This window comes from Paraburkholderia sp. CHISQ3 (assembly GCF_030464945.1).
Taxonomy (GTDB): Bacteria; Pseudomonadota; Gammaproteobacteria; order Burkholderiales; family Burkholderiaceae; genus Paraburkholderia; species Paraburkholderia megapolitana.
This window is the reverse complement of record NZ_JALPRG010000015.1, coordinates 139,400-158,410: the sequence shown is the minus strand read 5'-3', so window position 1 is coordinate 158,410 and position 19,011 is coordinate 139,400. Positions and strand designations below refer to the sequence as shown.

The following is a 19,011-nucleotide window of genomic DNA, read 5'->3' as shown; positions in this document are numbered from 1 at the left end:
CCAGTGTTCAAGACGTGCCATCGATACCCTGTGGTGATTCCCTTCGACTTCCGGATCGGCCCACTCATGTCCATCGACGCTCTCGTCTTACAGGCGGCCAGGCACTCCCACGCGGGGCAGCTCGATCTCGTAGAACCGCTGTTGCTGCAGATACTCGCCGTCGAGCCGCAGCATCAGATAGCGTGCCTCGAACTCGCGCGAGTGATGATACTGAGCGCTCGCTACGATGAAGCCGTCGCTGTGCTCGATCCGCTGGCGGACCACGCGCATAGCGGTGCCGAAGTGCATCGACGGCTCGCACTGGCGCATTCGTTTGCGGATAGAAAAAGTGCTGCGCTCATCCACTACCGGCGTGCCCTTGAACTTGAACCCGACAACGGACAGGTCCTGCACAGCATCGCCAATCTCGAGCAGGCGCTGGGACTCGCCGACGAAGCCGCGATGACCTATCGCCGCGCAGTCGAAGTGAAACCATTGTGGGCAATGCCCGCTGCCGTGTCGCCGCCGGAATTCCGCGTCTTGTGGATGTTTTCGCCGGGCGCTGGCAACACGCCGCCGGATTATTTCGTGAGTCAGGCGCGCTTCGAAAGCAGCATCCTTACCGTGCTCGACGACTTCGAGTACGACATCGATCTGCTGCGCAGCCATGCGGACGTGGTCGTCAATCTGGTTTCCGATGTCGATCAGAGTCGCGCGATTCTGGGCACGGTGGAAGCGCTCGCGGAACGTATCGGCAGGCCGGTACTCAATCATCCGCGACTCATCGCCGGGACGGATCGGGCGTCGATTTCGACGCGTCTTGCGGGAACGCCCGGCTGTGTCGTTCCGCGTACACGCACGTTTTCGAACGTCGATCTGCTGCAGATGCCGAACAAAAACGAAACGTCGGAACTACAGTTCCCGCTGCTGGTGCGACGCGCCGGCACGCACGGCGGCGAAGACTTCGAGAAAGTCGGCGATAGCACTGAGCTCAATGAGTTCGTGAATCGCATTGGCGAGTCGGATTACTACATCACGCCATTCGTCGATTACCGTTCTGAAGACGGGTATTTTCGCAAGTACCGGTTCATCTTCGTGGGCGACGAAATTCTCCCGTATCACCTCGCGATCGATGACAAGTGGAAGATCCATCATGTGACGACATCGATGGCGGACATTCAATGGATGCAGGACGAGGAACGGGCGTTCCTCGACGACCCGTGGCGTGTCTTCGCAACTCCCCAGCAAGCCGCATTGCGCGAGATCCGGAATACCATCGGCCTCGATTACTTCGGCATCGACTGCGCGTTGACGCCTGCAGGCGAGGTCGTCGTGTTCGAGGTCAACGCGACGATGCTGGTGCACGGCAAGAACGACGGCTTTCCCTACAAGAGCGAAGCGGTTAACCGGATCAGGCAGCAATTCCATTCATTGCTTGAGCGCACTGCGCACGAGGCGCTAAGTACCCTGTAGCGCCTCGTAGCACCACGCACCTCATCCTTCGATCCGCTCGCGCGTCACACCGAGCAGCGCCGCCATCGCCTGACGCGCAAGCGCTGCATCGCGGTCGCGAATCGCATCGAACACCGCCGTGTGTTCGGCCAGCGACGCATTGAACACCCCCGCGCGTTTCGCATTCAAACGCAGTTGCGCTTCGAGCGTACGCTCGATCAGCGTACCGAGCGGCACCAGCAGCTCGTTGCTACACGCGGCCAGCACGCTCAGGTGAAACTGCAGATCGGCGCGCACCCATTCATCGACGTTGCGCGCTTCGACCATCTCCGTATGAGCCGCTTCGAGTTCGGCAAACGTTTCGTCGTCATGCGACGCCGCCGCCAGCGATGCCGCATACGGCTCGATCATTTCACGCATCTCCTGCAGCTTGAGCGCGAACGCCACCGGCGGCGCCACCCGCGAGTACCAGTCGAGCAGATCCGCATCGAGCAGATTCCACGCGGTGCGCGGCCGCACACGCGTACCGATGCGCGGGCGCGATTCGATCAGCCCTTTCGACGTCAACGTCCGCAGCGCCTCGCGCAGCACCGTGCGGCTCACGCCGAACGCATCCATCAGCTCCGCTTCGCGCGGCAGGATCGATTCGGGCGCGTAGTCGCCACGCAGGATGGCGGTTGCGAGTTCATGCGCGACGCGGCCGTGCAGATCGTGCTGAATGGCTGTTCTCCTGTTGAATGAAGTGGGTTGCTTTGCGCTTGTATCGAGCCACGTCCCAAATAATACCGAATAGTACTATTAATAGTATTAAACGTCGATTTTGTGTAGTATTTCACTCCTCAGGGGTTCGCGAGCCCGCCCGAACGGCACCCGCATTCGCGCCCCACGCCCAACATTGCAGCTGCGCGACAAGGAGACGCCGCCATGAAAATCACCCGAATCGAGACCTTTATCGTTCCCCCGCGCTGGTGCTTCGTGAAGGTCGAAACCGACGCAGGCATCGTCGGCTGGGGCGAGCCGGTCGTGGAAGGCCGCGCGCATACGGTCGCAGCCGCGGTCGATGAACTCTCCGACTATCTGATCGGCAAAGACCCGCTGCTGATCGAAGATCACTGGCAAGTGATGTACCGCGCGGGCTTCTATCGCGGCGGCCCGATCTCGATGAGCGCGATTGCCGGGGTCGACCAGGCACTGTGGGATATCAAGGGCAAGCATCACGGCGTGCCGGTGCATGCACTGCTTGGCGGCCAGGTGCGCGATCGCATCAAGGTGTATTCGTGGATTGGCGGCGACCGTCCCAGCGATGTCGCGAATAACGCGCGCGCCGTAGTCGAGCGCGGCTTCAAGGCGATCAAGATGAACGGCTCGGAAGAGCTGCAGATCATCGATACCTTCGACAAGGTGCAAGGCGTCATCAACAACGTCGCCGCGGTGCGCGAAGCGGTCGGACCGAACGTCGGCATCGGCGTGGACTTCCATGGCCGCGTGCATAAGCCGATGGCCAAGGTGCTCGCGAAGGAACTCGATCCGTACAAGCTCATGTTCATCGAAGAACCGGTGCTGTCGGAGAACGTCGAGGCGCTGCGCGACATCGTCAACCAGACCAGCACACCGATCGCCCTCGGCGAGCGTCTGTATTCGCGCTGGGATTTCAAGCACATTCTCGCGGGCGGCTACGTCGACATCATCCAGCCGGATGCGTCGCATGCGGGCGGTATCACGGAGTGCCGCAAGATCGCATCGATGGCCGAAGCGTACGACGTCGCGCTCGCGCTGCACTGCCCGCTCGGTCCGATCGCACTCGCCACCTGTCTGCAGATCGACGCGGTCAGCTACAACGCGTTCATCCAGGAGCAGAGCCTCGGCATCCACTACAACCAGGGCAACGATCTGCTCGACTACATCCGCAACCCGGAAGTCTTCAAGTATGAAGACGGCTTCGTGTCGATTCCGCAAGGCCCAGGCCTCGGCATCGATGTGAACGAAGAGAAGGTGCGCGAGATGGCGAAGGTGGGCCATCGCTGGCGTAATCCGGTGTGGCGCCACGCGGACGGTAGCGTCGCGGAATGGTAAGCCAGCAGGTTGGTGAGGCGGAAAACGCGACGCCGCGCGCGACCGGTAAACGGCATCGCCTGCTCGCGATGCTGTTCGTCACCGTCGTCATCACCTATCTGGACCGCAGCAACCTGTCGATTGCGGCGACGGCGATCGGTCGTCAGCTCGCGCTGACTCCTGCGCAACTCGGGCTCGTGTTCTCCGCGTTCGGCTGGTCGTATGCGCTGCTGCAGATTCCCGGCGGCATGCTCGTCGATCGCACGCGTCCGCGGCTGATGATGGCGGCGATCGTCGGGCTGTGGTCGCTGGCGACGATCCTGCAGGGTTTCGCGGGCGCGTTCATCGCGCTGCTGTCGCTACGTGTGCTGCTCGGTGTGCTCGAGGCCCCCGCCTACCCGACGCTGAATCGCGTCGTCACCACCTGGTTTCCCGACAGCGAGCGTGCCCGCGCCATCGCGATCTACACGTCGGGGCAATATGTCGGCCTCGCGTTTCTCACACCGCTTCTGGTGCTGACGCAGGAACGCTTCGGCTGGCACGGCGTATTCGTGCTGACCGGCTTGGTGGGTGTGGTGTGGGCCTTCGTCTGGTATGCGCTATATCGCGATCCGTCCGACGCGCAGGGTATCAACCAGCAGGAACTCGATACGATCCGCGCGGGCGGCGGGCTCGTCGAACTCGGCGATGCGCATAACGCAAACGCCGCGCGCCGCCGCTATACGGCAAGCGACTGGCGCGCCGTGCTCGGCAACCGCAAGCTGTGGGGTGTGTACATCGGCCAGATCGCGGTGACGTCGACGCTGTGGTTCTTCCTAACGTGGTTCCCGACCTACCTCGTCAAATACCGCCACATGGACTTCCTGAAAGCCGGGTTCATGGCGGCCGTGCCGTTTCTCGCCGCGTTCGTCGGCATTCTCGTGTCGGGGTTGCTGTCTGACTGGATGATCCGGCGCGGCGCGTCGGCGACTGTCGCGCGCAAGGTGCCGATTGTCGGCGGGTTGTTGCTGTCGACGGCGATTGTCGGGGCCAACTATGTCGAGACGCCGTCGATGGTCATCGTCTTCATGGCGATCGCGTTCTTCGGCAGCGGCTTCGCATCGATCACGTGGGTGCTCGTTTCATCGATGGCGAAGAAGGAACTGCTCGGCCTCACCGGCGGCATGTTCAACCTGATGGGCAACCTGTCGTCGATCTGCGTGCCGATCGTGATCGGGCTGCTCGTGAAGGGCGACGACTTCGCGCCCGCTCTGGTGTTCATGAGCGCGGTCGGCGTGATCGGTGCGCTGTCGTATCTGTTTGTCGTCGGACGGATCGAGCGGATCGAATAGACCGCTGCTGACGTTACGGCACATCGCGCGGGCGGCCCGGCAGTTACGTAACATCGAGGGCCGGAACCGCTTCCGCTGCCGCTTCTTACTCCCTCCCTCATCCCACCTCTGTTCCGCAAAGCCTTGTCAAACAAGGCTTTGCTGCGTTCCGCCCAGCCACCCGCGCCAACCTGGCCCGCTCTTTGCTCGATAGGAATAAAACAGCAATTCGAGAGGCAGGCAATGGGCGAGTTTCTTCCCGACTATCTGATCCGCGAACAGGCGGCGGTCGGCACGCTAGTGGTATTCGCGATCCTGCGCGTGATCGCCGCCATGGTCGCGTACGAACGCGGCTGGCGCATCGCGACCGTCGATAAGTGTTTCATTGCGGCTGTCGCGCTCTACTGCGTGCCGCAACTGTTCGATCTGCTCACGCATCTGTACACCGCGCGCGTTGCCTCGGCTGAACTGGAAGGCAAGATTGCGGGCGGCGCGATTGCGTTGTTCTGTGCGCCGATCGTGGGTCACAAGCTTGGTTATGAATAGATTGCCCACGGTTTTCTCCGGGACTTCCGATAACGAACGTTCACGTGCCATGACATACGCCACAACGACCATCGCATACCGGCCCGGCGATGTGCTGACGCTGAAATCAGGCGGGCGTCCGATGACCGCCACCTGGGTAGGACCGGTCCTGTTCGCGTCGGGCACCTGGCTCATTTGCCAGTGGTTCGGTGACGACGGCGAACTGCATCAGGAGATGTTTCCGGGAGAAACGCTGGAACGGGTGCACGACGCGCTCGTAGCATGACGAGCAGTATGGGACAGCCGGCTCCCCGCCGGGTGACCGTGTGTTTGCGCCGTACAGTCACGCTGTGCGGCGCATTTTTGTCGGCGCTGCAACATCGACTGCTGCCCGCACCATCTTCGCCTTGAACGCCGATCTCAAGCGTTAAGGCCGCCACCAGACTCAGCGCCTCGCGGCGAAGCGTGTGACAAAAATTCAGATTCTCATGCTTTTCACACGGCATACTGCGGCGCCCAGTTGACAGGCTCTGCCTCGATCTGCCGGGCTACGGATGCTTCCTGATCAGGATCACGGCGTCCCGCATCGAAATTCACACATACATTGCCCGTCGTGCTGGCCATCCATGCTGTGGGCGGTTAGCACGAACAGGTCATGCGCCGGGGCAACTCATTGAATGGTGGTTTATGAAAGAAGCTAAATGGGCAGTGACCGGGCTGTGCCTGGTACTCGCTTTGTCTGCATGTGGCGGAAACGGCAGCGACTCATCCCAAACAACAGTAGGCGGTCCGCCCGACAAGAGCGCGGTTTCACCGACGCCGCCCGGTGGGCCGGCTTCCTCCGCGGCGAACAACGCACCTTCGGTAGCGGCAGACGCCACCCCGGTGGCTTCATCGGACGCCGATCCGTCGGCCGCTTCGAATGTGCCGCCCGGCACATCGGGACCCGCGCCAGGTATCGCATCTGAAACCGGCCTCGACACGGCGCCCCAGCAAACCGCAGCAGACGGAACGCAGTGCTACACGCTAAAAGACGCTACCCCTCCCGCCAGCAGCACAACCGCCAACGTCACACTGTTCCCTGCGCGCGGTGCCGCGCAAGTCGTCGATTACCGGGTGTTGGGTGATCCGAAGTCGGCGGGGTTTTGCTACGCGAATTACCGGCGCGCGCTGGTCGGGCTTCCCGCTCTACAGCCTCAAGCCAGACTGGCCGAGGCCGCGCAAAACCACACGGATTACATGCTGCTGCGTCGCACGACCGGACACGACGAGACGCCAGGCCCGGGCTTCACGGGCGCCACGCCGGATGACCGTATCCAGAAGCTCTACCCGACCAACTTCACGGGCGAAGTACTGACGTATTTGAATCAATGGACGTCACGTCTCAACGCATCGCTCAGACTGCCGTCGAACGACACGCTGGTCGCCGAACTGATCGACGCACCGTTTCATCGGATAGGGCTATTTGGGAGCTTCAGGTCGGGAGGAACGGGATACGCTCAAGACATCACGCAGCCGGTCCAGGGCGGTACGAGCGGGGATTTCTACCAGACGATCAATCTGGCGGATGCCCTCGAAATCGGCAGCGATTCGCAACTCCTGGCGTATCCGTACGACGGTCAGGCCGATGTGCCGACGAGCTGGATCAATAACGAGCACCCGAATCCTGCTCCCGGGCATGCGGGTGAGACGTTGGGCTATCCAGTTTCGGTCCAGTCATTCAGCCATGTTCTCCGGCTTGCCGTGACCTCCTTCACGCTGACCGATGCGTCGGGTAAGGACGTGCCGTGCCTGAAGGTCGACAGTAGCAGCGCGGGCTTCGGTAATGATTTGCAGGGCAGCGCGATCTGCACGCCATTCAAACCGCTAGTTGCCAGAACGACGTACGTGGTGAGCCTGAAGGGCACACTGGGTACGAGGCCGGTGAACCTCACGTGGCGCTTTACGACACGGTGACCGGTATGCCGTCCGGCCCGCAGCGCCGGGGCCGGCGGTAGAGATTTGCGGGGCGGGTTTCTGGCCTGGAGCATTCTTCCAGATTCACGTCCTGCCCCGCGGCGCTGTCACGTGTTGCGTGTCGCGTGACCGGTCGGTCAGCCAGTCAACCGGCCAGCGCCGCAAACCCCGGCACGCTATGCGACAGCGCCGCAGCCGCGACAAACACACCGATCATCGCCAGCGCCTCGAAGTACAGCAGATTGACCACTGTGTGCGCATCGACGGTCGATGCGGTACGGCGCAACCGCGGCAGCGCCGAGAAGCGGCTGAACGCGGCGAACAGCAGTGCCAGCGCGACGAGTGCAAGCTTGAGCAGCAACACGTGACCCCAGGTGCTGGTCCAGATCACATCAAGCGAGCCGCCTGAGCCGCGCGCAGTATTGAACGCGCCGGTTGCGAGCACGAACACGAACGCCACCAGCGAGACACCCGATAACTGCACCCCGGTGCGAATCAGCACGCCGCGCGCCGTCGACGCACCAAGCGCCGGCAACACCGAGAGACCGGCCGCGATCACGAGGCCGCCCCATACGCCGGTCGCGAGAATGTGCAGCGTATGCACGCCGATCGCTGCGGAGACAACGCCCGCATCGGCCGCGTGTCCAAGCGATGCCTTGCCCGCCGCCACCACAATCACCACGAGCCACAGCAACGCGTTGCGCAGCGTACCGTGGTCCGCCAATGCCGTGAGTAGCAACAGCACAGCACCCGCGAACGCGACACCCCACGCATGCCCGACATGCGTCTGCACGAGCACCGTGGGTATCACACCGAACGCGGCCGGCAACGCACTACCGCTCATCGACGCAGCCTCGTACCACAGCCAGCCGAGGTCGGCGAGCAGCAACACGATCGTCGCGGCCCGCATCGAGCGTTGCGCGCGCAACCATGCGGGTCGCCCCGGTGCGACCGCAGTACGCGCGTCTTTCTCGAGCCACGCACCGAGCAGCGCGGAGCCGAGCGCAAAAGCAAACGCGACATTCATGAGCGCGGCCATGGCGACCTGCCCGATCCACAGTCCGTCCGGCCTCATTTGACGATGAACCCATAGTCGCCCTGGGTGCGGTGACCGTCGGTCGCGACCGCATTCCAGTGCACGCTGTAGCGCCCCGGCGCGAGCGACGGCGTCAACGCGACGTGCATGGCCTTGCGGTCATCGGCATCGACCGCGGATGCACCCGCACTGACCGGCTTGCCCGCCGCATCGCTCACGACGATCTTGCTGAAAGCCGGTTCGAGCGGCTCGCTAAAGTGCATCGTCACCTGGGTGGGCGCGGCGACTTCCGCGTCGGGCGCGGGGTCGCGCGCAGTCGGCAACGCGTGAGCGAAAGCAGTGGACGCTACGGCAAACGCCGCAACGCCGGTTGCCAGCGCTCGCAGGAACGGGCGGAACGAATCGGAGGTAGTCATTGGGAACAAACGAAGAAACGCATTGAAAGAGAAAACGAAGAATCGCGTAAGCGATCTGGAAACACCAGACCCGCGGAAATATGGCGAGCAACGCGGTTACCGGAACGCACCCGAGGAGCGCCCGCGCCGCGGAACCGGCAGTGTACGCTTCGATGGCGCCGCTGCGCGCCGGTTCAATCGATCTGCCAGCGGGTCTCGGCGTATCCAGGCCATGCCTGCACGAAAACGCTCGACGGCCGGCCCCACAAGCGCAATCGACCGCTCCAGCCACGCTGCGTCAAACCGCCGCATAGACGTTTGCGGCCCGATCCATGTCGGATCGCGCAAATAGTCACCATCACCCATCGATGATAGAATGCTGCGTCGCCGCAGCGCCGGCTACTTTTTCTCACCGAGCCGTTCGAAGTTCGGTCAGGTCCCCGCTCATGATGGAGTTACGCGTGTCTTCAAGACGCATTTTCCGCCCATTGCTCGCCCTTCTGCTGATCGGCTGCGCAGGCGTCTATAGCGCTGCGAATGCGCAGACCCAACCCAAGGCTCCGGACACGATGGAAGCGCGCGTGCAAGCCTGCGCCGCGTGTCACGGCGTGCATGGGCAAGGGACTGACAACGATTACTTCCCGCGGCTTGCGGGCAAACCGGCCGACTATCTGTACAACCAGCTCGTGAACTTCCGCGAAGCTCGCCGCCGGTATCCGCCCATGAATTACCTCGTCACGTATCTCTCGGACGACTACCTGCACGAAATCGCGACGTACTTCTCGCAGCAACGCCCGCCGTATCCGGCACCGGCCACGCCGAGCGTATCGACCTCGACGCTCGCGCGAGGCCGGGAAATCGTGCTGAACGGCGATGCGTCGAAGCAGATTCCCGCTTGCGCGGCCTGCCACGGCAAGGTGCTGACTGGTATGCAGCCGGCCATCCCCGGTCTCGTGGGCCTGCATGCCGACTACATCAGCGCGCAGCTCGGCTCGTGGCGCTCGGGTACGCGTCATGCCGTCGAACCCGATTGCATGCACACCATTGCCACGCGTCTGACCGACGATGACGTGAATGCCGTCGCCGCCTGGCTGTCCTCGCAGCATGCTCCGCAAAACCCCGTGCCGGCTCCGGCTGGCTCGATGAAGACTCCGCTTGCCTGCGGCAGCGAACCGCAATAAGGCACCGGGAGAGATAACCAAATGAAACGCAAGTCCCTGTTCGCTCTTTCGGCTGTCGTCGTTGTTGCAGCCGCCGCGCTCGTCCCGGTCCTGTGGTCGGGCGGCGATCACCTGCATAACGGCACGGCCGTTGCAGCCACGCCCGCCGACCAGGCCGCGCTGATCAAGCAGGGCGAGTACCTCGCCCGCGCCGGCGACTGTATCGCGTGCCACACGGTACGCGGCGGCAAGGAATTCGCCGGCGGCCTGCCGATGGCAACGCCGTTCGGCACGATGTACACGCCGAACATCACGCCCGACGATCAATTCGGTATCGGCAAGTGGAGCCAGGACGACTTCTACCGCGCGCTGCATACGGGCCGGTCGAAGGACGGCAGCCTGCTGTATCCGGGCTTCCCGTTCACGAGCTACACGAAGGTCACGCGCGCCGATTCGGACGCGATCTACGCGTACCTGCGCTCGGTTTCGCCGGTGTCGCTGCCGAGCCGTCCGCATGAACTGCGCTTCCCGTTCAACAACCGCAACCTGCTGATCGGCTGGCGCACGCTGTTCTTCCGCGAAGGCGAGTACAAGGCGGATCCGACCAAGTCGGTCGAGTGGAATCGCGGTGCGTATCTGATCGAAGGTCTCGGCCACTGCAGCATGTGCCACACGTCGATCAACATGATGGGCGGTCCGGTCAGCTCGGCGGCGTTTGCCGGCGGTCTGATTCCGCTGCAGAACTGGTACGCGCCGTCGCTGACGTCGAACAAGGAAGCCGGCCTCGGCGACTGGGACATCAAGGACATCTCCGACCTGCTGAAGACCGGTGTGTCGCAGCGTGGCGCGGTGTTCGGCCCGATGGCGGAAGTCGTGCACAACAGCTTGCAGTATCTGTCGGACGACGATATCAAGGCGATGTCGACGTACCTGAAGACGATTCCGCAGAAGGACGAAGCGCCGGAATCGCTGCAGCTGCAAACGTCGCCGCAGCTCGCCAGCCAGCTCGCGGAACAGGGCAAGAAGATCTACCTCGACAACTGCGCGAAGTGTCACGCAGCGAACGGTCTTGGTATGCCCCCGCACTTCCCGCCGCTCGCGAATAATCCGTCCATTCAGATGCCGTCGGCGGTCAACCCGATCCGCATGGTGCTCAACGGCGGTTATCCGCCCAGCACGTTCGGCAATCCGAAGCCGTACGGCATGCCGCCGTTCGCGCAGTCGCTGTCGAACCAGGAAGTCGCCGCTGTCGTGACGTACATTCGCCAGACGTGGGGCAACCACGGCACGGCCGTGTCGCCGCAACAGGTCAGCGATCTGCGTTCGGCGCCGCTCGACTGATAGCGCCCGATCGCATCGGGGCGCGGCCTGCGAGCATCGCGGCCGCGCCCTTCGTTTTTTGCAGGACCATAGGATGAAACGTGCGCAAGACGGCATGACGATGCGCACAGCAAACCAGTAGAGGAGCTACGCGTGCACGTTGGTGAGCGGTTCAACAGTATTACCCACCTCGTCGGCGCGGTGCTGTCGGTGGCGGGACTGGCGACGCTCGTCACGATGGGCGCGCTGCAGGGCGACGCATATAAGGTCGTCAGCTTCAGTGTGTACGGTGCGATGCTGCTCACGCTGTACGCGATCTCGACGCTCTATCACAGCGTTCGCAGTCCGCGGGTCAAAGCGGTATTGCAGAAGTGCGATCATTCGGCGATCTACCTGCTGATCGCCGGCAGCTACACGCCGTTCACGCTCGTCACCTTGCGCGGACCGTGGGGCTGGTCGCTTTTCGGCGTAAGCTGGGGGCTCGCCGTTCTCGGCATCGTGCAGGAACTCACGCTCGGGCGCCGCACCCGTAGCGTCTCGATGGTGCTGTATGTATTGATGGGATGGCTCGCGCTCGTAGCCGTCCGCCCGCTGGTCGAAGCATTACCGGCCGCAGGCACCGCATGGCTCGTCGCCGGCGGTCTTATCTATAGCGCCGGCATTTACTTCTTCATCAACGACGAGCGCATCCGGCATGGGCATGGCATCTGGCACCTGTTCGTGCTGGCCGGCAGCCTGTGTCAATTCGTCACCGTCGCGCGCTATGTCGCGTGATGCCTATCGCGGCGAATGCAACTTAACGCCAGTCGACGTGTCTGCATAGCGCGTCGATGCATCCGGCACGCACACCGCGCGCCGCCCGTTTTCCCTGCGACCGGCCAGCAAGCCGAAGCCCGCGCGCATCTCGAGTCGAGACGCGCCAACCGGCAACATTTGCGCCTGTCGCTCCAATTGCATTGCAAAGAGTATTTATGTCATTTGATTCCCTCGGTTTGTCCGAACCCCTCGTCCGTGCCGTGCACGAACTGGGCTACACGTCCCCTACTCCGATTCAGTTGCAGGCGATCCCCGCAGTCCTGAACGGCGGCGATCTGCTGGCCGGCGCGCAGACCGGCACCGGCAAGACCGCCGGCTTCACGCTGCCCATCCTGCAACGCCTGACCGGCATGCCGCCGCACGCCTCGGGCAAGCGCGTCGTGCGCGCCCTGATCCTCACGCCGACGCGTGAACTCGCCGCCCAGGTCGAGGAAAGTGTGCGCGCGTACGGCAAATATCTGAAGCTGAAGTCGACCGTGATGTTCGGCGGCGTCGGCATCAATCCGCAGATCGATGCGCTGCGCCGCGGCGTCGACATCGTCGTCGCGACGCCCGGGCGTCTGCTCGATCACATGCAGCAGAAGACCATCGATCTGTCGCATATCGAGATCCTCGTGCTCGACGAAGCCGACCGGATGCTCGATATGGGCTTCATCCACGACATCAAGCGCGTGCTCGCGAAGCTGCCGCCGAAGCGGCAGAACCTGCTGTTCTCCGCAACGTTCTCCGATGAAATCAAGACGCTCGCCGACAACCTGCTCGATTCGCCGGCGCTGATCGAAGTCGCGCGTCGCAATACGACAGCCGAACTCGTCGCGCAGAAGATTCACCCGGTCGATCGCGATCGTAAGCGCGAGATGCTCACGCATCTGATCCGTCAGTACAACTGGTTCCAGGTGCTCGTGTTCACGCGTACCAAGCACGGTGCGAACCGTCTTGCCGAACAGCTCGGTAAGGACGGCATCAGCGCGCTCGCAATTCACGGCAACAAGAGTCAGTCCGCACGCACACGGGCGCTCGCCGAGTTCAAGGACGGCACGCTGCAGGTGCTGGTCGCCACCGACATCGCGGCACGCGGTATCGATATCGACCAGTTGCCGCACGTGGTCAACTTCGACCTGCCGAACGTGCCCGAAGACTACGTGCACCGTATCGGTCGTACCGGCCGTGCGGGTGCGACGGGCGAAGCGGTCTCGCTCGTGTGCGTCGACGAGTTGCAACTGCTGAAGGACATCGAGAAGCTGATCAAGCGTGCGGTGCCGCAGGAAGTGATTCCGGGCTTCGAACCGGATCCGACCGCGAAGCCCGAACCGATCCTGCGTCGCAGCCAGGGTGCTGGCGGCGGAGGCGGACGTCAGCCGCGTCAGAGCCAGGGTGCGCCGAAGCGTGAAGGTGGATCGGGATCGGCCAAGCCAGCGCCGCGTTCGGGTCAACGGCCGGCTGCCGGTGGCGCACAGCAAGCCAAGCCAAAGGCGCAAGGCGGTGGTGCGAAGCCCGCTCATGCCGCGAAGGCAGGGACGACGCAAGGCCAGCCTCGCAAGGATGCACCGCGTAGTCAGGACAAGCCGCGCGCGGCCTCGCACGACACAGGCGGTGCTGCACAGCATGCGCCGCGCAAACCGTCGAACAATGCGGGGGCTCTGCTCAGTGGTAATCGTCCGCGTGGTACTGGCAACACTAACCCCGGCGGTGTGCCGCGCAACGGCGGGCAACGCGGCCGGTAATAGCACGTTGAAGGCGTTCTGAAGCAGGTTGTGTCGCTTGCTGTTGTGTGACCGCGGTGCTGCTAGCAGCAGCTAGCCACCGCGCGTTGCGGCATCGGCGGCACGCTTCAGATCATCGATCTGTTGCTCCCAACGCGCGAGCACCGCAGCGCTATCCGCGCCCAGTTCAAACGAAATCCCACCTGTGAGCCTCGCGTAACCCACGCGCTGCGCTTCGCCCGTCTCGATCGATCCGATGAAGTATGCGAGCTTCGCATCGGTCGCCGCGAGCGGCGCCATGCGAAGCTGCACCTGACAAAACGCCTCGTCGAATACAAACGTTAACGCCGCGCGACCACGCTGCGCGATTACGCGCGCGGCCCGCGATTGTGGCCAGAGCGCGATGCTGAGTCGTTGCGCATCGGGTGCATATAGCTCGCCCGGTCCGAGCAACGAAGTGCGAATCGAACCGCTTGCATCGACAGTCACGAGCGACGCAGTGAAACCCATCTTCGCGGCCAGCGACGTGCCATCGAACAACTCGCGCAATGGTTGCGGCCATGCATCGAAGGTCTGCTGTTCGAGCATGCGTTCGCGGTTAGAGGACGCGGAGGAAGCGGAAGAATCGGACATCGACAGTTCCTTGGCGACGGTCTGCAACGAGAATGGCCCGCTAACGCGGGCCATGTAAGCAGCAGGTATCGATTGCGCACGGCACCTTAAGCGCCGCACGAAATACCCCGTAAATCAGCGGAAAAACACGTGCTGCGTGATCTTAGCCAGCGGATAGTGAACACCAGGCTGAATCTTCGCGGGCAGATCGAGCGGCTTGAGCAGCATCTTCACGCACATGTCGGCCGACAGATTACGCCGCACCAGCGCATTGACGCGCGCCGCCTTCTCGCGGTTATAAGCCGAATCGTGCACGCGCTCCGGATAGCGAATCGCGAACACGTGACGCAGCGCAATCTCCGAGTCCTCGTTCTTGATTTCCATCACGCGACGCATCAATGCACCGAGCACGGCAAGCCGCCCATTGCCTTCGATCTTGTTGTACTTCTTGAAATATTTGAAAAAGTGTTTGTAGTGACGGACTTCGTCGGTGCGGATGTTGTCGGTGATCTCTTTGAGCACTGGCTCATCCGAGCACTCGCCGATCGCACGATACAACGTCGCCGTGCCGGTCTCCACCACACAGCGTGCGACCAGTTCGAGCGCACGCGTCTTTTCGAAATCTTCCACGGAACAGGTCTTCGAATACTCTTCGAAGAAACTGCGGAACGCCGTATCCCAGTCGAATTCCGGCCACACGTAGGCAATGTAAGTTTTCAGCGCCCGGCCGTGTTGCAGCTCTTCGGGTTCCCACTCGTTGTTGAGCCACGCCGAAACTTCCGGGTCGCCGTTAAAAAATGTACTGAGGTTGGCCGTGTAGAGGTCGGAGCCGCTTTCGATGAAGGACGATGCGCACAGCAGCAGCAGCAGGTCTTCGTTGGCGACCGCGCGCTGACGGTCGATGCGGGTCAGGTCGATATCCTCAATACGCCATGGCATTACATGGTTGGGTGTTTGCATTCTCTGGTGCTCCCAAAACTGTATTGACTCGCGGAGCTTGCTCAAACGCCTCGTTTCGCCCGGCGGCCCACCGTGTCAAATACAGCGCTTTGAAATTGGTAACCCGTTTCTATCTTGCATCTTAGCTGGTGTTACGCAAATGTGCAGATATGCCAGCACAGACCGTGCCGGCTTTCGGCAGTTCCTTCCATAGACGATCGAATTCTTTCGAATCAAAACGACAGGAGTCCGGCGCATAAAAAAACAGGCGGCCCGATGTCGGGCCGCCCGTGGATTCTACCGGCAATCGCGCTGCGAATGTCCGGTACGTAAGGTCTGGCGAGTTACCGATAGCGCCGCATGCGCCACCCGACAATCACGAGCGACACCCCCGACAGCACCGCAGCGGCAAGCACGTAGTAGCTCGGCGCGAGCTTGTCGCCGGTCAAATGGATGAAAGTCTCTACTATTGTCGGTGCGAAGCCGCCGAAGATCGTGACACCGATGCTGTAGCCGATCGACAGCCCGGTCGAGCGCACGCGGGTCGGAAAAATCTCAGCGAGCAGCGCTGGCATCGGTCCTGAGTAAGCGGCCTTGAAGATGCCGGCCATCGCTTGCAGCAACAATAGCCAGCCAATGGTCGGGTGACGTTGCAGCAGCGCGAACATCGGATAGATCAGCGTGCCCATCAGGACCGATGTCGTCAGCATGATCCTGATCCGGCCAATGCGGTCCGACAGCGCGCCCATTACCGGCGAGAGCAGAAACTGCAAGCCGCCGTTCAACACCACGACGCCGAACGAAGCCGCGGCCGCCATATGCAGCTGCTTGACCGCGTACATCGGCATGTAGAGCTGCAGCACGTACACGCCGACCGTCGACTGGGCAACGATGCCGATCGCAAGAATCAGGTTCGCCCACTGGTTGCCGAACGAAACCGGATTTTTTTCGGTGGCGTTCGGCGGGTTCAGCGCGAGCGACGCTGCGGCCCGCTCGCGCTGTGCCGCGACGAACTCGGGCGTCTCGTCCAGATGCGCGCGAATGTAATACCCCACCGGCCCGATCAGCAGACCGAAGATGAACGGGATGCGCCAGCCCCAGCTGGTCAGCGATTCAGGCGACATCCATACCGTCAGCAGCGAGCCGAATGCGGCCGCCGTAATCGCCGCGAGACCCTGGCTCGCGAATTGCCAGCTCGCGTAATAGCCTCGACGGGCCGGGCTATGCTCGACCATGAACGCCGTCGCACTGCCGAATTCGCCGCCCACCGCAAAGCCTTGCACGAGTCGCGCGAACAGCACGAGAAGCGGTGCCGCGATGCCGATCGATGCATACGACGGCATGACCGCCATCGCGAACGTGCCGACCATCATCAATGCAATCGCGAGCGTGAGCGCCGCCTTACGACCCTTTCGATCGCCGTAGATACCGAGTACCACCGCGCCGAGCGGACGCATCAGGAACGAGATGCCGAAGGTGGCGATGGCGAGCAGAGTGGAGAGCCACTCGTCGTGCAACGGGAAAAACTGCTTCGCAATGATCGCGGCGAAATAGCCGTAAACGAGGAAATCGAACCATTCGAGCGCATTACCGACCGACGACGAAAACACAATGCGCCGCACCGTGGCACGCGATAACGGCGCAGATAGATGCGGCGAGGGAGGAGCGGAAGATACGGCGGGCGTCGCGGATTGCGGCGTCGAAGGGATCATCGGGAGGTCTCCTGCCCGCTCCTGGGTGAGCGGGTCTGCTTATCCGGTGTGGCTATTCCGGCGAACGATGCAAATCGTATATCTGGTTTTCGGGCGGGATCGAACCGTCGCGCGGCGCGCCCCGGGGGAACGGGGACGCACCGTGGCGAAAACCGGCCTAATGGTTCATACCGTTTCAGAAGCCGGCAGCCAGTCCGTCGCGGCGGCTATCGCTGGCGGCCACATAGCCGCGTTCCGGCTCGTTGCGGTCGAGCTTCCAGATGTACTGGCCGGAGCCGAAGTCCATATAGGGATCGTCGACCGACTTGATCGTGTGGCCGAGGCCTTCGAGCGCCTTCGCCGTATCCGCATCGAGCGTAGACTCGACGTCGATCGTGAAGTCGCGGTTGACCTTCCAGCGCGGCGCATCGCAGGCCGCCTGCGGTTGCTGGCCGTAATCGAGCATCCGCACGATCGACTGCAGATGGCCCTGCGGCTGCATGTCGCCGCCCATCACGCCGAAACTCATCACCGCCTCCTGGCGGCCGTCGACCTGCTGCGTCAGGAACGCCGGAATGATCGTGTGGAACGGCCGCTTGCCGCCTTCGACGACATTCGGCGACTTCGGATCCATCGAGAAACCGCAGCCGCGGTTCTGCAGCGCAATGCCCGTGTCGGGCACGACGACGCCCGAGCCGAAGCCCATGTAGTTCGACTGGATGAAGCTCACCATCATGCCGTTCTCGTCGGCGGCGGACATGTAGATCGTCCCGCCGGCCTGCGGCATGCCGAAGTCGAAATGCGTCGCGCGTTTCGGATCGATGAGCTTCGCGCGCGACTTCAGGTAGGCGTCATCGAGCATCTGTTCGGGCGTCACATCCATCGAGCGCGGGTCGGCCACATACTGGTAGACATCGGCAAACGCGAGCTTCATCGCTTCGATCTGCAGATGCTGCGACTCGATCCCGTCGAGAGCCAGTGAGTTCACATCGAACTGCTCGAGGATGCCGAGCGCAATCAGCGCCGCGATGCCCTGCCCGTTCGGCGGAATTTCATGAACGGTATAACCACGATAATCCTTGCCGATCGGTTCAACCCAGTCGGCGCGATAGCCGCGCAAGTCGCCGGCCGTCATCGCACCGCCGCCTTCGCGCGAAAACGCGGCGATACGCTCGGCGATCTCGCCTTCGTAGTACGCACGCGGACCCTGTTCGGCGAGCAGACGCAGCGTCTTCGCATGGCCGGGCAAGCGCACCAGTTCGCTGACTTCCGGTGCGCGACCGCGCGGCATGAAGGTCTGCGCGAAACCGGGTTGATCCTTCAGATCGGGGATCGCCGCTGCCCATTTGTAAGCAACGATGCTCGCCACCGCATGACCGCGCTCGGCGATTTCGATGGCCGGCTCCATCAGATCGGCAAACGGCAGCGAGCCGAATTTCTCGTGCAGCGCTTCCCAGCCCGCGATCACGCCCGGCACCGTGACGGTGTCCCAGCCGCGCTTCGGCTGCTTCGCGAGGCCGTTTTCCTCGCCGTATTTACGCTTGAAGTAATCGACGTTCCACGCCGCCGGCGACACACCCGATGCATTCAGCCCATGCAGCTTCTTGCCGTCCCACACGAGCGCAAACGCATCGCCGCCCAGGCCGCACGACACCGGCTCAACAACCGTGATCGCCGCCGCAGCGGCAATCGCTGCGTCGACCGCGTTGCCGCCCTTCCAGAGCATCCGTAACCCGGCCTGGGCCGCGAGCGGGTGCGAAGTCGAAACGATATTGCGCGCGAATACGGGCAGACGCGGCGTCGGATACGGGTTTTGCCAGTTGAAGCGGGTCATGTCGAAGGCTCTCGGAAAACGCGGACCGGCGATATCGCACGCCGGGACCGCCAAAGGAATGCAGAAGCGGAGAACGGAAGATTGCAGCGCGAACCGCCGCTAAAAACAAATTCATTTATCAAATGAATAAATGCGCTGGGCATCTGAGTAAGTCGCGCGCGAGGCGACGGATGTCGCGCAGCCGGGCAGACAACCCACGGGAAGGTTTTACAATACGCTCACTTTGCGCTC

At 62.6% G+C, this 19,011-nt stretch carries 17 protein-coding genes; 10 read left to right on the top strand and 7 right to left on the bottom strand.

What is annotated here, in order from left to right; genetic code table 11:
- The first annotated feature begins 66 nt into the window (after positions 1 to 66).
- A complete protein-coding gene (locus tag M0D65_RS29725) occupies positions 67 to 1,452 on the top strand; it encodes a tetratricopeptide repeat protein (protein ID WP_266255706.1) in 1,386 nt (461 codons plus the stop codon).
- Between the two features lie 21 nt (positions 1,453 to 1,473).
- On the opposite strand, the gene M0D65_RS29720 is transcribed toward M0D65_RS29725, so the two are convergent.
- Positions 1,474 to 2,151 (bottom strand): FadR/GntR family transcriptional regulator, encoded by a 678-nt coding sequence (locus M0D65_RS29720; RefSeq protein WP_091011082.1) that lies wholly within the window; start codon positions 2,149 to 2,151, stop codon positions 1,474 to 1,476.
- A gap of 204 nt (positions 2,152 to 2,355) precedes the next feature.
- On the opposite strand from M0D65_RS29720, the gene dgoD reads away from it, so the two are divergent.
- From dgoD to M0D65_RS29695, 5 genes are all read left to right on the top strand, one after another.
- Positions 2,356 to 3,504, top strand: a complete 1,149-nt coding sequence (gene dgoD / locus M0D65_RS29715; protein ID WP_091011081.1) for a galactonate dehydratase — start codon at positions 2,356 to 2,358, stop codon at positions 3,502 to 3,504.
- Positions 3,498 to 4,814 (top strand): MFS transporter, encoded by a 1,317-nt coding sequence (locus M0D65_RS29710; RefSeq protein ID WP_266255704.1) that lies wholly within the window; start codon positions 3,498 to 3,500, stop codon positions 4,812 to 4,814. The genes dgoD and M0D65_RS29710 overlap by 7 nt, the downstream gene beginning before the upstream one ends.
- Positions 4,815 to 5,036: 222 nt before the next feature.
- Positions 5,037 to 5,339: a hypothetical protein gene (locus M0D65_RS29705; protein WP_091011079.1), complete on the top strand. Its 303-nt coding sequence runs from the start codon at positions 5,037 to 5,039 to the stop codon at positions 5,337 to 5,339.
- Between the two features lie 49 nt (positions 5,340 to 5,388).
- A complete protein-coding gene (locus M0D65_RS29700; RefSeq protein ID WP_266255703.1) occupies positions 5,389 to 5,604 on the top strand; it encodes a YodC family protein in 216 nt (71 codons plus the stop codon).
- Between the two features lie 401 nt (positions 5,605 to 6,005).
- Positions 6,006 to 7,274, top strand: a complete 1,269-nt coding sequence (locus tag M0D65_RS29695; RefSeq protein ID WP_266255701.1) for a CAP domain-containing protein — start codon at positions 6,006 to 6,008, stop codon at positions 7,272 to 7,274.
- Between the two features lie 145 nt (positions 7,275 to 7,419).
- Here the strand turns inward: M0D65_RS29695 and M0D65_RS29690 are convergent, their stop codons facing one another.
- Positions 7,420 to 8,349, bottom strand: a complete 930-nt coding sequence (locus M0D65_RS29690; RefSeq protein ID WP_266255700.1) for a CopD family protein — start codon at positions 8,347 to 8,349, stop codon at positions 7,420 to 7,422.
- Positions 8,346 to 8,726, bottom strand: coding sequence for a copper homeostasis periplasmic binding protein CopC (copC, locus tag M0D65_RS29685; protein ID WP_266255699.1), 381 nt, complete (start codon positions 8,724 to 8,726; stop codon positions 8,346 to 8,348). The genes M0D65_RS29690 and copC overlap by 4 nt, the downstream gene beginning before the upstream one ends.
- Positions 8,727 to 9,154: 428 nt before the next feature.
- Between copC and M0D65_RS29680 the strand changes: the two genes are divergently transcribed.
- The 4 genes from M0D65_RS29680 to M0D65_RS29665 all read left to right on the top strand — a co-directional run bounded on the left by M0D65_RS29680 (position 9,155) and on the right by M0D65_RS29665 (position 13,725).
- Positions 9,155 to 9,886 (top strand): cytochrome c, encoded by a 732-nt coding sequence (locus M0D65_RS29680; RefSeq protein WP_266255739.1) that lies wholly within the window; start codon positions 9,155 to 9,157, stop codon positions 9,884 to 9,886.
- A 21-nt stretch (positions 9,887 to 9,907) separates the two neighbouring features.
- On the top strand, positions 9,908 to 11,206 hold the full coding sequence (locus M0D65_RS29675; RefSeq protein WP_091011073.1) for a cytochrome c: 1,299 nt from the start codon (positions 9,908 to 9,910) through the stop codon (positions 11,204 to 11,206).
- Positions 11,207 to 11,338: 132 nt separating this feature from the next.
- The gene (locus tag M0D65_RS29670; protein WP_266255698.1) at positions 11,339 to 11,959 is read left to right on the top strand and encodes a hemolysin III family protein; all 621 of its coding nucleotides are present in this window, start codon (positions 11,339 to 11,341) and stop codon (positions 11,957 to 11,959) included.
- Positions 11,960 to 12,156: 197 nt separating this feature from the next.
- Positions 12,157 to 13,725 (top strand): DEAD/DEAH box helicase, encoded by a 1,569-nt coding sequence (locus M0D65_RS29665; protein ID WP_266255697.1) that lies wholly within the window; start codon positions 12,157 to 12,159, stop codon positions 13,723 to 13,725.
- Positions 13,726 to 13,797: 72 nt separating this feature from the next.
- On the opposite strand, the gene M0D65_RS29660 is transcribed toward M0D65_RS29665, so the two are convergent.
- The 4 genes from M0D65_RS29660 to M0D65_RS29645 all read right to left on the bottom strand — a co-directional run bounded on the left by M0D65_RS29660 (position 13,798) and on the right by M0D65_RS29645 (position 18,780).
- Complete coding sequence (locus M0D65_RS29660) at positions 13,798 to 14,337, bottom strand: hypothetical protein (protein ID WP_266255696.1); 540 nt, start codon at positions 14,335 to 14,337, stop codon at positions 13,798 to 13,800.
- Between the two features lie 114 nt (positions 14,338 to 14,451).
- On the bottom strand, positions 14,452 to 15,255 hold the full coding sequence (locus M0D65_RS29655; protein ID WP_091011069.1) for a ferritin-like domain-containing protein: 804 nt from the start codon (positions 15,253 to 15,255) through the stop codon (positions 14,452 to 14,454).
- Between the two features lie 344 nt (positions 15,256 to 15,599).
- Positions 15,600 to 16,967: an MFS transporter gene (locus M0D65_RS29650; RefSeq protein ID WP_266255695.1), complete on the bottom strand. Its 1,368-nt coding sequence runs from the start codon at positions 16,965 to 16,967 to the stop codon at positions 15,600 to 15,602.
- A gap of 175 nt (positions 16,968 to 17,142) precedes the next feature.
- The gene (locus tag M0D65_RS29645) at positions 17,143 to 18,780 is read right to left on the bottom strand and encodes a gamma-glutamyltransferase family protein (RefSeq protein WP_266255694.1); all 1,638 of its coding nucleotides are present in this window, start codon (positions 18,778 to 18,780) and stop codon (positions 17,143 to 17,145) included.
- Between the last annotated feature and the right edge of the window lie 231 nt (positions 18,781 to 19,011).